At 46.4% G+C, this 12912-nt stretch carries 13 protein-coding genes and 2 tRNA genes; 13 read left to right on the forward strand and 2 right to left on the reverse strand.

The genetic code is table 11. The features are described from left to right. Positions 1–616, forward strand: a 616-nt coding sequence (locus KKI13_01430; protein MBU4487715.1) for a DUF1559 domain-containing protein, incomplete at its 5' end; no start/stop codon positions are given. A gap of 91 nt (positions 617–707) precedes the next feature. Here the strand turns inward: KKI13_01430 and KKI13_01435 are convergent. Next, positions 708–2315: a hypothetical protein gene (locus tag KKI13_01435; GenBank protein ID MBU4487716.1), complete on the reverse strand. Its 1608-nt coding sequence runs from the start codon at positions 2313–2315 to the stop codon at positions 708–710. 370 nt (positions 2316–2685) lie between these two features. Between KKI13_01435 and KKI13_01440 the strand changes: the two genes are divergently transcribed. The 3 genes from KKI13_01440 (at position 2686) to KKI13_01450 (ending at position 4234) form a co-directional block, all read left to right on the forward strand. Then, positions 2686–2761 (forward strand) — tRNA-Phe (locus tag KKI13_01440). 119 nt (positions 2762–2880) lie between these two features. Continuing rightward, positions 2881–2956, forward strand: a tRNA-Thr gene (locus KKI13_01445). Between the two features lie 24 nt (positions 2957–2980). Continuing rightward, positions 2981–4234 (forward strand): MFS transporter, encoded by a 1254-nt coding sequence (locus KKI13_01450; GenBank protein MBU4487717.1) that lies wholly within the window; start codon positions 2981–2983, stop codon positions 4232–4234. A gap of 13 nt (positions 4235–4247) precedes the next feature. Here KKI13_01450 and KKI13_01455 read toward each other — a convergent pair whose 3' ends face one another. Beyond that, positions 4248–4418 carry a hypothetical protein gene (locus KKI13_01455; protein MBU4487718.1) on the reverse strand — a complete coding sequence of 57 codons (171 nt, stop codon included), beginning with the start codon at positions 4416–4418 and terminating at the stop codon, positions 4248–4250. 142 nt (positions 4419–4560) lie between these two features. On the opposite strand from KKI13_01455, the gene trxA reads away from it, so the two are divergent. The 9 genes from trxA (at position 4561) to purD (ending at position 12903) form a co-directional block, all read left to right on the forward strand. Continuing rightward, the gene (gene trxA, locus KKI13_01460; protein ID MBU4487719.1) at positions 4561–4890 is read left to right on the forward strand and encodes a thioredoxin; all 330 of its coding nucleotides are present in this window, start codon (positions 4561–4563) and stop codon (positions 4888–4890) included. After that, entirely contained in the window at positions 4871–5968 is a 1098-nt protein-coding gene (locus KKI13_01465; protein MBU4487720.1) for a DUF4445 domain-containing protein, read from the forward strand. The genes trxA and KKI13_01465 overlap by 20 nt, the downstream gene beginning before the upstream one ends. A 106-nt stretch (positions 5969–6074) precedes the next feature. Continuing rightward, positions 6075–6674, forward strand: a complete 600-nt coding sequence (locus KKI13_01470) for a phosphoribosylglycinamide formyltransferase (protein ID MBU4487721.1) — start codon at positions 6075–6077, stop codon at positions 6672–6674. Beyond that, the gene (eno, locus tag KKI13_01475) at positions 6671–7972 is read left to right on the forward strand and encodes a phosphopyruvate hydratase (protein ID MBU4487722.1); all 1302 of its coding nucleotides are present in this window, start codon (positions 6671–6673) and stop codon (positions 7970–7972) included. The genes KKI13_01470 and eno overlap by 4 nt, the downstream gene beginning before the upstream one ends. Further along, a complete protein-coding gene (locus KKI13_01480) occupies positions 7962–8249 on the forward strand; it encodes a septum formation initiator family protein (protein ID MBU4487723.1) in 288 nt (95 codons plus the stop codon). The genes eno and KKI13_01480 overlap by 11 nt, the downstream gene beginning before the upstream one ends. Beyond that, a complete protein-coding gene (locus KKI13_01485; protein MBU4487724.1) occupies positions 8239–8619 on the forward strand; it encodes a hypothetical protein in 381 nt (126 codons plus the stop codon). The genes KKI13_01480 and KKI13_01485 overlap by 11 nt, the downstream gene beginning before the upstream one ends. Before the next feature lie 552 nt (positions 8620–9171). Continuing rightward, entirely contained in the window at positions 9172–10464 is a 1293-nt protein-coding gene (locus KKI13_01490; GenBank protein ID MBU4487725.1) for an adenylosuccinate lyase, read from the forward strand. A 142-nt stretch (positions 10465–10606) separates the two neighbouring features. After that, on the forward strand, positions 10607–11611 hold the full coding sequence (gene purM / locus KKI13_01495; GenBank protein MBU4487726.1) for a phosphoribosylformylglycinamidine cyclo-ligase: 1005 nt from the start codon (positions 10607–10609) through the stop codon (positions 11609–11611). 2 nt (positions 11612–11613) lie between these two features. Next, positions 11614–12903, forward strand: coding sequence for a phosphoribosylamine--glycine ligase (gene purD, locus KKI13_01500; protein MBU4487727.1), 1290 nt, complete (start codon positions 11614–11616; stop codon positions 12901–12903). The last annotated feature ends 9 nt before the right edge of the window (positions 12904–12912 follow it).

The following is a 12912-nucleotide window of genomic DNA, read 5'->3' on the forward strand; positions in this document are numbered from 1 at the left end:
TATACTTCTTCCTGTATTTGGAAAGGCACGAGAAGCCGCAAGAAGAGCCATGTGTGCCAATAACCTCAGGCAGCACGGGATTGCTTGGTATTTGTATCTGGATGACCATAATGAGTGTTTTCCCACATATACCGGCTTCGACTTTATGCCGCCAAATGATGGTCAATGTCGCAGTTACACATTTGGCGGTAAGGCTGGGAGTACATCGGGCTATACTTACCTTGCAAGCACTCGACCTCTAAATCGCTATCTTGATGTTGATGATGCGAGTTCCGCTGAAGTTTTTCATTGTCCTGATGATATGAAGGCATCTGCTGGTGGTGAAACCTATTTTAACTCTTGTGGAACCTCGTATTACTGCAGTTATAATATTTTGTCTTTTGGGTCACCTCCCGCACACAGACCTCTAAGCACAATCATCTCTCCTCATAGCAAAGTCTTGTTGGAAATGTGTTCTTCTTACTGCATACCAGGACATAGCGGGAAGGGACCAGTCGGGATAATTACTCCCGTTATGGTGCTTTTCGTAGACGGCCACGTAGCAGGACCTTTTTTATATAACCAAGACTTTGAAAGCGGTGGTGGTAGCAAAGTATTAGAAAACCCAAGTCCATAAAGCTTTACCGCACCCGCCCCGCCTATCCTCCACCTTGCCAACCCGCCTTCCGTCTTATCGGGGTCAGACCCTGATTATGTAAACTACGTCGCTATTTCATTCTTGCCATCTCCGCAGAAAAGTATCCCCCCGTGATACCGTCGATATTGGCGGTCAGCTCCTGAATACGAAGCTCTTTCTCCATCTGCTTGCGCTCATCTTTTGGCGGGCTCTGCATCAATTCCACCTGAAGCCTGCGTCTCTCAAAATAAAGCCGTGTAACCTCGTCTATAATGTCGTTGCGCAGTTCGACCATCAATTTGCTTCGGGTGTCTATACTTGTTTGGTCGTCGTTCCAGATCAAACCTCCCAGGTCCCACGAACACCTGATGTCCCATCCGGTATCGTCATAATAAGGCCCTACTATTAGCATGTCAGGGTTTGAGCCGGCGTCCCAGTGTACGTCTTGCGAACTGTCTCTGTCTATTCCGACTGAAAGCGTCGGCAAAAGCGCCCTCATCTTCGCGTCTCGGCGCCATTTTGCGATCTTATTCGGATGGACTTCCGCATATCCTATAGCGGCCTCCTGTACCTGCCGGAAAGAAGGCTCATTGCGGAAATTTTGCAGTATGGCCTCTACGCCACTATTATTTTTGCTTTTATCTATTTGATAAATATTTCCATCCGAGCCGAAGACGCCGCCTTTTACCGCTATCCATAAAGCGTTGCCTTCGGCATTGGACGCTATGAAGTTTATCTTTCTTTCCGAAAGTCCGGCGCTCACCTCTTTCCATAAGTTATCATCGGCGGAAAATTGTATTACGCCCCTGTCCGTAGCTAAAAACAGGCATCCGCCCGAGGAGAGTGAAACGACAAAATTTCTGATTGTGCATCTTGGGAGGCCGCTTTTCGAAAGCCTTTTCCAGGACGCGCCGTTATCCGTACTCTTGAAGACACCTTTTTTAGTCGCGAGATAAATGATAGAAGGATTTACGCCGTCCACAGCGATATAATTGAACGCCTTCCAGAACAATCCCCTTTCTTCGGTATATTCTTCCTGAAACGGGCCCTCTTCGCCGGCTATATTGGGAAAGAATATCTTTTGCCACGTTTTGCCGTAGTCTTCAGATTTGAAAAGCGCCTCATTTGACGATACGAATAACTTTTTGCCATCTATAGGGTTTTGCGCTATAGACCCGAGATCTTTTGCTGATATACCGTCGTCCGATTTTTTCCATGTGCCGCCTGCATCCATGCTCTTATATACCGAATTTTCGGTCACAGCGAATAAAATATTTGGGTCGTCGCTGTCCAAAAGTATCTGAAACACGTTGTGGCCCCTTATGTTGCGCGATACATTTGACCATCTGGAACCCTCGTCCGCCGATTTGAATATACCGAGCTCAGTTGCGAGATATATTGTTTTGCGATCGCGGGGGTTTACAGCTATATAATTGACAGCGTTGTTCGAACCCGGGACCTTGAAGATATTTTTCCAGTTCTTTCCGCCATCGGTTGTTTTCAGAAGCGCACCTTTTGTGCCGGCATACATTAAAGCGGAATCATTTTTGTCAATATACAATGATGTAAATTCGTAGCCGGCAAGGCCGCGGCTCTTATTTACCCATGTAAATTCCGTAGATGCTCCGGCAGAAGGATGAAGTGAAAAAATTAAGATAATCGAGATGCAGATTTTATTGAAACACCCTATTGTTCTCATTTGTTTTCTCCTTGTGGTTAGTAATTGATATAGTTAGTTTTTCAAAGGAAAGCCACTATACTATAACAACAAAAATTTGTCAAGTGTTTTTATTATCAATCTCCTATTTTCGAATCTTTTTGCCGATTAGCCGTAAATCGCGAAGCATGTCGGCAAATATTGCCGAACTGGCAGCCAAAAACCAATAACCGAAGCGCGCGCCCTCACATATATATACGAATGGGACAATGAATTTCTTTCAAAAATTTTGCTTGCCACTCAAAATATATAATTGTATAATGATGTATCTCCGGAAGAGATAATGCCGAGGTTCCGCCGTAGGCGGATCAGCCTTCGGCTGAAGCTCAGGACGAAATAATTGTGCGAAAATGCCGAGGTAGCTCAGGTGGTAGAGCGCGGCCCTGAAAAGGCCGGCGTCGACGGTTCAACTCCGCCCCTCGGCACCATTCTACTTTGCCCTCAGACGGGCCTGTTGCTTGGTAAGGGCTTCGTAGGAATGAGTTCCTTCGAAGCCTTACCAGTTATTAGGCTTGCTTACGGCGAAGAAGAACCACTTTTTTATAGCGCCGATGTAGCTCAGCTGGTAGAGCAGGGCTTTCGTAAAGCTCAGGTCGGTGGTTCGATCCCACTCATCGGCTCCATAACTATCTTAACTCGAGGGAGTATTGGTAAGATTTAGAGATGTCCTGAAAAACAGGAATTTTCTGCTTTTATGGATAGGCCAGATCATATCCAACTTCGGCGATTGGCTTAATAATATGGCGCTCGTCGCGCTCGTATACAAAAAATCGCCCGGATCTACCGTAGAATTGGCAAAACTGCTCTTTTTTATCATCATACCCGTTTTCATAATCGGGCCTATCGCCGGCGTATATGTGGACAGGTGGGACAAAAAAAAGGTGATGATAATGGCGGATATATGGAGGGGGTTATTGGTCTTATTGATCCCCTTTTTTATTTTGCGCTTTACAAATTTTCTTCCCGTATATATTTTGGTATTTCTCATCTTTTCCATAACGCGCTTCTTTCTGCCGAGCAAGATGGCAATCATTCCGGATGTCGTACCGCACAATACGCTCCTTATCGCAAATACCCTTTCCGATACCACGCGCATGATAAGCGCATTTGTGGCTTTGGGCATCGCGGGTATAATAGTCGATAAAATCGGGGCGATAAACAGCCTTTATATCAATGCCGCAAGCTATTTCATATCTGCCATCTTTATCTATAATATGGCGGTGAAACACACAGGAGCCGGTTTTAAAGACGATATGCTGCGTACAAAAGAGGCGCTGAAACATGCCATAAAAAAATCTGTATGGACGGAGATAAAAGAAGGCATAAGATTTATTTCTAACCATAAGGATATGAAATTTGTGGTAAGGACGTTTTTTTTACTTATGGCGGGTCTTGGCGCGGTAAGCTGCGTAATAATAGTCTTTATACAGGATGCATTCGGCTCGGCGACAAAGGACCTGAGTTTTTTAACTATGATCTTGGGATTCGGGTGTTTTATAAGCGCGGTACTTTACGGCCGTTTCGGCCAGGGGATCAAGAAAGAGGTTATGATATTATTTAGCCTCTGCCTGACGGGCCTTTTTATCGTTGCCTTCGCGCTTACCACCTATTTTGCGTCTTATTTTTTACTATCGGCCGCGGTTATGTTTTTGATAGGCATATCGGTGGGGCCTATAATAGTATCGTTAAATACTATGGTCCACGAATCGATTCCGCAGGCGACCCGCGGCAGGATATTCAGCTCCTTGGAAGCCATAATACACCTGGCATTTCTGGTATTTATGGTTATAGCCGCTTTGTTCGCGGACAAAATAGGCAAGCTGTGGGTCTTGACTTTATGCGGGATTTTCTTCTCTGTGTGGGGAGTAGCAGGCCTTATAAAGAATATGAGAGAGGCATAGGGAAGACTTAGTTTTACCTTACCTTACTTTTCTTGTTGGATCTTTTCGGGCTGAGGCAGTCCCTGTAGGAATTGCATGCCGCGCAGCAGATATTTTCCTCGCTTCGTTCACCCCTGTACCATTTTGTCTCGCATGTCCAGAATATCTGGCACTTTTCGCAGCAATGGAGTTTTTCGTTATTCATATTGCCTCCTTATCGCGCCGGCCTAACGGCTTAAGTCGAGTATATCCAATATGAATATACAAGTCAAGGGAAGAAGCGAGAGAGGTTGACAAAGAGACGCGGGGCTATTAAAATAGAATAAACAGGAAGGAGCTTGTAGCTCATGGAGCATATAAGAGATATCACAAAAGATAATTTTGATAAGGAGGTAGTCAAAGCGAAGCTGCCTGTCATCATCGATTTTTGGGCAGAGTGGTGCATGCCGTGCAAGATGCTATCTCCCGTTATAGACGAGGTAGCGAAAGAATTTGCCGGCAAACTTAGAATAGGAAAAATAAATGTAGACGAAGATGCGGAACTTGCTTCCCAGCTGATGGTCATGAATATACCCACACTCCTATTTTTTAAAGACGGCAGGGAAGTAAAAAGGGCCGTAGGTGTACTTTCCAAAAAAGAACTTCTAAAGAAGATAGATGAGGCATTTGGTGAATAGAGATCCCGGAAAAAGGATCCTTGGCGCCGCCATAGATATCGGCACAAGCGATATAAAAGGCGCACTTCTTGATATTAAGTCCAAAAAAGAACTGGCGCGCGCCTCCGTGCCCAACGAGCAAGGGGCCTTTGGAAGAGATGTCATTACAAGGCTTCATTTCGCAACGACGAATAAAAAAGGCCCGAAAGAGTTGAAGAAAAGGGTCATCTCTGCCATAAATAAATTGTTGGCTCGGCTCGCGAAAGAAGCCGAAGTAGACAAAAATTGCATAAAAAAAGTACTGGCGGTCGGCAACAGCACGATGTACCATCTTATCTTTATGGTAAGGGCCGATTCGCTTGCAAGGGCACCTTTTCAGCCGGCCGCGAAAAAGATGCGCACAAAGAACGCCCGCGCAATGGGCATAAACGCGGCGAAAAACGCTGAGTTTAAATTTTTGCCTAATGTAGCCGGATTCGTCGGCTCCGATACGCTGGCGGTGATTTTATCGACCAAAATAAATAAAAAAAAGAATCATTCTCTCATAGTGGACATAGGAACGAACGGCGAGATAGTGCTGGGCTCAAAAAATAAAATACTCGTTACCTCATGCGCTTGCGGCCCTGCCTTTGAGGGTAGGTATATCCGTCCCGGCACGAAACTCATAGACCTGGTAGCGGGGCTTTTGGATAAAGGTATAATAGATAAGACCGGCAGAATGGCGGTAAATAAAACACCCCTGACACAGGCAAATGTAAGGGAAGCGCAGGTCGCGAAGGCGGCGCTGGCTGCCGGCGTGGAGATCTTGCTGCGTAAGGCCCGTATAGGCGTAAAAGATATCGACAGGTTATATATAACCGGCAATTTCGGCGCAAATATCAATGTAAGGAATGCAAAAAAGATAGGGCTTATACCTGCGGGGATAAGGGGTAATAAGATAACCATTTTAAAAGACGGCGCGCTTTCGGGGGCAAAGAAAGTTCTGCTCAAACCGGAAAAAGAGCGCGAAATAAAAGACATTCTGGCTATATGCGAGCATGTGGAGCTCCACAAGGATAAGGATTTCCAGGATATTTTTGCCGCTTTTATGAGCTTTTAGAGGCGCCTTCCCCGCGAACGTAAAAACTGAATGGGCTTGACTATACAGGGTATATATGATATCTTATACCCTCTATATAGCCTTGATAATCGCTTTGGAGTAGAATATGAATATAGCCGTTTTTGTGTCGGGAAACGGGACCAATTTACAGGCAATAATAGATGCGGTTAAAAAGGATTATATAAAGGCCAAGATAGCCCTTATTGTAAGCGATAATAAAGAGGCATACGCGCTTAAAAGGGCCCAAAAAGCCGGTATAGAAACGATTTCCTTGGACGCGCGGGACTTTAAATCTAAGGAAGATTTTGACAAAGAGATAATAAATAATCTCAAAAAGCACGATATAGGGCTGGTGGCGCTTGCCGGTTACATGAGGCTTTTGACGCCTTATTTCATAAAAGAGTACAGAAACCGGATTTTGAATGTCCATCCGGCGCTCCTGCCGTCTTTCAAGGGCAAAAACGGCGTGAAAGACGCGCTTGATTACGGGGTTAAAGTAACAGGCCCCACGGTGCACTTCGTAACTGAAGACATCGACCGAGGCCCCATCGTCTCGCAAGTTGCTGTGTCGATAAAAGACGATGACACTGAAGATTCGCTCCGCAAGAGGATACACGAAGAGGAACATAAAATATATACGAAGGCGATAAAAGACTTCGTTGAAGGAAAGCTTGAGATGGCAGGTAGAAAGGTTTTGCATAAATGAGGATTAAAATCGATAAAGTAAAAGCAAGAGAGATACTGGATTCGCGCGGAAACCCCACCGTCGAAGTGGATGTGCATTTAACAGGCGGGATCATGGGAAGGGCCGCCGTACCGAGCGGTGCATCAACCGGCGAACATGAAGCAGTGGAATTGAGAGACGGCGATAAAAAACGCTACGGCGGTAAAGGCGTCCTTAAGGCCGTAAAGAATGTAAATGATGAGATAGCATTGCGAATAAAAGATATAGATCCCTACGACCAGGAAAAACTGGACCGCTTTATGATAGAACTCGACGGTACGGAAAATAAGGCGCGGCTCGGCGCAAACGCCATTTTAGGAGTCTCGATGGCTGCGGCAAAAGCCGTCGCCAATCTTAATCATATCCCGCTTTATAAATATCTCGCAAAGGTCGCAGGCATATCAAAGGAAGCAAATATCCTTCCGGTCCCCATGATGAATATCCTAAACGGCGGCAAACATGCCGACGGTACGGTGGATTTTCAGGAGTTCATGGTCCAGCCATGGGGCGCGAAAAGTTTTTCCGAAGGCCTGCGCATGGGAACAGAGGTTTTTCACGCTTTGAAGAAAGTGCTTAAGGACAAAGGTTATAATACTTCCGTCGGGGACGAAGGCGGTTATGCGCCGAGTTTAAAGGCCAATGACGAAGCTCCCGAACTGATATTGAAAGCCATAGAAGCAGCCGGCTACAAGGCCGGCGCGGATATCTCGTTGGCGCTCGATCCGGCCGCCAGTGAAATGGTGAATGCCGCAAAGGAAAAAGGCAAAAGCGGCTACTGTTTCTTCAAATCCGACCCTTCAAGAATCGCTACCGATGAGGAGATGATAGAACTTTGGGCCAACTGGTGCGACAAATATCCTATCCGCAGCATAGAAGACGGCCTCGACGAAAACGATTGGGACGGATGGAAGAAACTGACCGATAAATTAGGATCTAAAATACAGCTCGTGGGCGACGATCTTTTTGTTACAAATGTCAAGCTTTTGAAAAAAGGGATAGATTTAGGAGTCGCCAATTCAATTTTAATAAAGGTCAACCAGATCGGGACTCTTACCGAGACATTTGATGCCATAAGAATGGCAAAAGGCGCAGGTTATACCGCGGTGGTTTCTCACCGGTCGGGCGAGACTGAAGATACCACCATAGCTCACATTGCCGTCGCAACAGGAGCAGGCCAGATCAAAACCGGCTCGGCTTCGCGAACGGACAGAGTGGCTAAATATAACGAACTTTTGAGGATAGAAGAAGATTTAGGCAAAAACGCCGTTTATGGTAAATAAAAAGAACTTAATAGCGTTGCTTATTATAGCGGGTATTCTTCTTCTTTTATTTCTGCCGGGGTTTTCGCGCCACCAGAAGCTTTCGGCGGAATGCAGAAAATTGAAGATGCAGATAGAAACGCTTGAGAAGATCAATACCAAGCTCGAAGACGAAAACTATAAGCTCGAGCATGACATGGAATATGTGGAGAAGACAGTAAGAAATAAATTAGGGGTAGTCAGGAAAGACGAGATCCCCTATAAGACGTTAAAACAGGAGGAGAAAGATGAGCAGTAAAGCGAAGTTTTTTGTTGTACTGTTGGTCTCTGTTCTGGCCATTTCGTTCTCTATGGTAACTAAGGCCGAAGCGGGAAGCCCGTTCGCAGACGCGGTCATGAAGATGTTCGGTTATGGCGCGAAGACGACCGAAAAGACTGTTAACGCAGTAGGTACAGGAGTAAAAAAGACAGGTGATATGGTAGGCCAGGAAGCAAAAGATTTGGGTGACGTGGTCACCGGCAAGGGCTCGAAAGTAAAAGATGTTATCGTGAACCCTGTCACAAAAAGCACCGAAGCAGTCGGCGGGACCGCTTATGGCGTAGTAAACGCGCCCATAGAAGCGGGTAAGGAAGTATACGGCACAAAAGAAGCATGCGAGACGAAGTAATAATTTTCAATAAGTAGGTTTATCGCGGGGTGGAGCAGCCTGGTAGCTCGTCGGGCTCAGTAACAATGGGCTATTCAGCCGGAAACGGCTGAACGAATCCTGTCAAATTCGGTGGAGCCTGAAATGGTAATACCGAGCCAAGCCTCTATCGCTTTGCTTCACAAGGCAAAGCAATAAAGGAAGGTGTAGAGACTAGACGGCAGGTGCCCTAACTTCGGTTAAAAACGGAGAAGGGCAAAGGTATAGTCCAGACTACAAACTCCAAAGGTTCGGAGGCAGCGAAAGCTGTAGTAGTATGCATAACCCGAAGGTCGGACGTTCGAATCGTCCCCCCGCTACCATTCTACTTCGCCCGAATGTTTTCACGTTCGGGCTTCGTAGGAATTGCAGCGAAGTAGAATGTTGTTCCTTCGAAGCTCAAACACGAAAGTATTTGAGCGAAGAAGAACCATAATGAAAATAGGGACAGCGGCAGCTGTCCCTATTTTCTTTCGTTGACTTACATAAAATAATATGATATATAATTAGATGCTATAAACAAAAGGAGCTGTAATGATACAACGCTATTCCCTGCCCAAAATGCGCGGGATCTGGAGCGAAGAGAACCGTATCCGCAAAATGGCCGAAATAGAGCTTATCGCGTGCGAAGCGATGGCAAAATACGGCATCATACCCAAGAAGGCTTATTCCAACATAAAAGATAACCTGAAATTTGACGTAGAGAGAATCAAAGAGATAGAAAAAGAGACAAACCACGATGTCGTCGCCTTCATAATAAATCTCTCGGAAAATATAGGCGAAGACGCAAAATACCTCCACAAAGGCCTTACCTCAAGCGATGTCCTTGACACATCGCTTTCGGTCATGATGGTTGAGGCGGCCGACATAATCATAGACGACCTGAATAAGCTTTGCGGGATGTTCAAAAGAAAGGCCCGCAAATATAAACACACGCCGATGATGGGCCGCTCTCACGGCGTGCACGCCGAGCCGATCACCTTCGGGCTTAAGATGGCGCTTTTCTACGATGAGACCAAAAGAAGCATAGACAGGATAAAGCGCGCAAAAGAGATCGTAAGGGTGGGCAAGATCTCCGGCGCCGTAGGTACCTATGCAAACGTGGATCCCCGCGTAGAAGAATTTGTATGTAAAAAACTGGGCCTTAAGGCCGCAAATGTTTCTACGCAGATCCTTCAGCGTGACAGGCACGCGGAATATCTTGCGGAAATTGCCGTCATAGGTTCATCATTAGACAAATTTGCCGTGGAGTTCAGAGCGCTTCAAAGGACAGAGGTCGGTGAAGTGGAAGAATTTTTCCTGTCAACACAGAAGGGTTCCTCCGCGATGCCTCATAAGAAAAATCCCATTATGTGCGAAAGGATATCGGGCCTCGCGAGGATACTCAGGGCAAATTCCATTGCGGGGCTTGAAAATGTGGCGCTGTGGCATGAAAGAGATATATCCCACTCTTCCGTAGAACGCATAATACTCCCTGATTCTACGATACTTTTGGACTACATGCTCAATAAGTTTATAGATATAGTGCAGAACCTCGTCGTCCATCCCCTTAAGATGATGGAGAATATAGAGATCTCAAAAGGGATCATATTTTCGCAGAGAGTCCTTCTTGAGCTGATAGAGAAAGGACTCACGCGCCTCGAAGCGTACGATATGATACAGAAAAGCGCAATGGAAGCGCGGGAGACGGGTGAACATTTTAGAGACGTGCTTCTCCGCGACGAAAAAATTAAGGAATATTTAAACGAATACGAAATAGAAAAATGTTTCGATCTGAAATATCACTTAAAGCACGTTGACAGGATCTTTACTAAAGTCGGCATATAAAGCGATTGCGATGGCCAATCCCTCGACGTTGCTCGGGATGGTTCGGGGGAATGGTGAGCGAAGTCGAACCACGAGATTAAAGACGGCGGTAAAGACGGGAGGGGGACATTTTCCTTCGGAAAGTGTCCCCGGCAAAGGATAAATGGCAAAGGGCCTTACTTATAAATCCGCGGGAGTAAATATAGACCGGGCAAACGCGCTTGTAGCGGATTATAGAAAATTTGCGTCATTTACTAAGACTAAAGGGGCGCTAGGTAATGTCGGTGGTTTCGGCGGGTTCTTCAGGCCGGATCTCAGACATTTAAAAGACCCCATACTCGTCTCATCCACCGACGGTGTCGGAACCAAATTAAAAATAGCGTTTATGGCGGATAAGCACGATACGGTAGGCATAGACCTTGTGGCGATGAGCGTGAATGATATATTATGTTCCGGCGCCGAAGGCATGTTCTTTTTGGACTATGTAGCTACGGGTAAAGTCCGGCCCGAGGTCCTTAAGGATGTCGTCAAAGGCATTGCCGCAGGCTGCCGCGACGCCGGCTATGCGCTGATAGGCGGCGAGACCGCAGAGATGCCCGGCATATACCAAGAAGGCGAATACGACCTTGCCGGTTTTGGCGTCGGCATAATCGATAGAAATGAGGTCATAGACGGAAGGCATATTAAGTTGGGCGATGTCGTTCTGGGACTTCAATCGAGCGGGCTTCATTCAAACGGATATTCTCTCGTGCGAAAGGTCTTTTCCCGAAAAGAGATGAAATCACTTGCCGCGGAACTTTTGAAACCGACGCGGATCTACTGCAGAGGCGTCCTTTGTGTAAAGAAGGCATTAAAAATAAAAGGTATTGCGAATATAACCGGCGGCGCTTTTTATGACAAGATACCCAGAATAATACCAAAGGCTATGGCAATAGAGATATATAAGAATTCATGGCGTATCCCGCCGATCTTCTCTCTGGTACAAAAGAAAGGCCGTGTCGAAGATAAAGAGATGTACAGAACTTTCAATATGGGCGTGGGCATGGTACTTGTGCTGGGGAAAAACGATGCGGACAAGGCGAAAAATATATTGCTGGGCTTTGGAATAAAATCGTACGTCATAGGAAGCGTTATAAAAGGCAAAAAAGAAGTCGTAATAAGGAAATAAATATGCGCGTTTTGGTGATAGGGTCCGGGGGCAGAGAACACGCGCTTTGCTGGAAGATAGCGCAATCCGAAAAAGTAGACAAGGTCTACTCCGCTCCGGGAAACGGCGGCATAAGCAAAATAGCCGAAATAGCGGATATAAAGGCCGATGATATAAACGGCCTTTTAAAATTTGCAAAGGCCGAAAAGATAGGCCTTACGGTAATCGGCCCGGAAGCGCCCCTCGTGGCGGGCATAGTGGATATATTTGAGAAAGAGGGCCTTAAAATATTCGGCCCATCCGGGAAAGTCGCCGCGCTTGAAGGAAGCAAAGTATTTGCCAAAGAGGCGATGAAGCGTTTCGGCGTACCGACGGCGGATTTCGAGGTCTTTCTTGATTATGAGAAGGCAAAGGCCTATATCGAAGGTAGGAAACTACCCATTGTCATAAAAGCCGACGGACTCGCGCAGGGAAAAGGTGTTACCGTGGCGCACGCAAGAGAAGAAGCCCTTAGCGCGTTAAAGAGCGCTATGGTTGAAAAGGTGTTCGGCAAAGCGGGCGAGCGTGTCGTAATAGAAGAATGCCTTGTAGGCGAAGAAGCATCCATTATAGTGGTCTCGGACGGAAAAAACATCGTTTCCATGGCCACAAGCCAGGATCACAAAAGGATAAATGACGGAGATAAAGGCCCCAACACCGGTGGCATGGGCGCGTATTCTCCCACCCCTTTGGTTGCGGCTGAAATTGAAAAAAGAATAATGGACGAAGTCATACATCCGATGATAGTAGGTCTCGCAAAAGACAATATGCCGTATAAAGGCGTGCTTTATGCCGGAATAATGCTTACAAAAAACGGGCCGAAGACCTTAGAGTTTAATGTGCGGTTCGGCGATCCGGAGACGCAGGCGATATTGCCGCGCCTTAGGAGCGATCTGGTAGAATTGATGGAACGCTCCATATCCGGCGATTTAAAAGGATACAAGGCCGTATGGTACGAGAAAAGCGCTGTATGCGTGGTTCTTACCTCGGGCGGATATCCCGCGAGTTATGAAAAGGGAAAAGAGATACACGGCCTCGAGAACGCGGAGAAATTGAAGGACGTGGTCGTATTTCATGCCGGGACAAAAAAATCATCCGGTACGTATGTAACAGACGGCGGCAGGGTCTTGGGTGTGACAGGGCTGGCCGATGATATAGAACTGGCTATCCACGCAGCGTATAATGGCGTATCAAAAATAAAATTCGACAAGATGCATTTCAGGCGCGACATAGGTAAGAAGGCGTTGTGCGGGGTCAGACCCTCGTTATGTTAACTACGTAGT

The sequence above is a fragment of the Candidatus Omnitrophota bacterium genome, assembly GCA_018894435.1.
Lineage (GTDB): Bacteria > Omnitrophota > Gorgyraeia > JAHIPI01 > JAHIPI01 > JAHIPI01.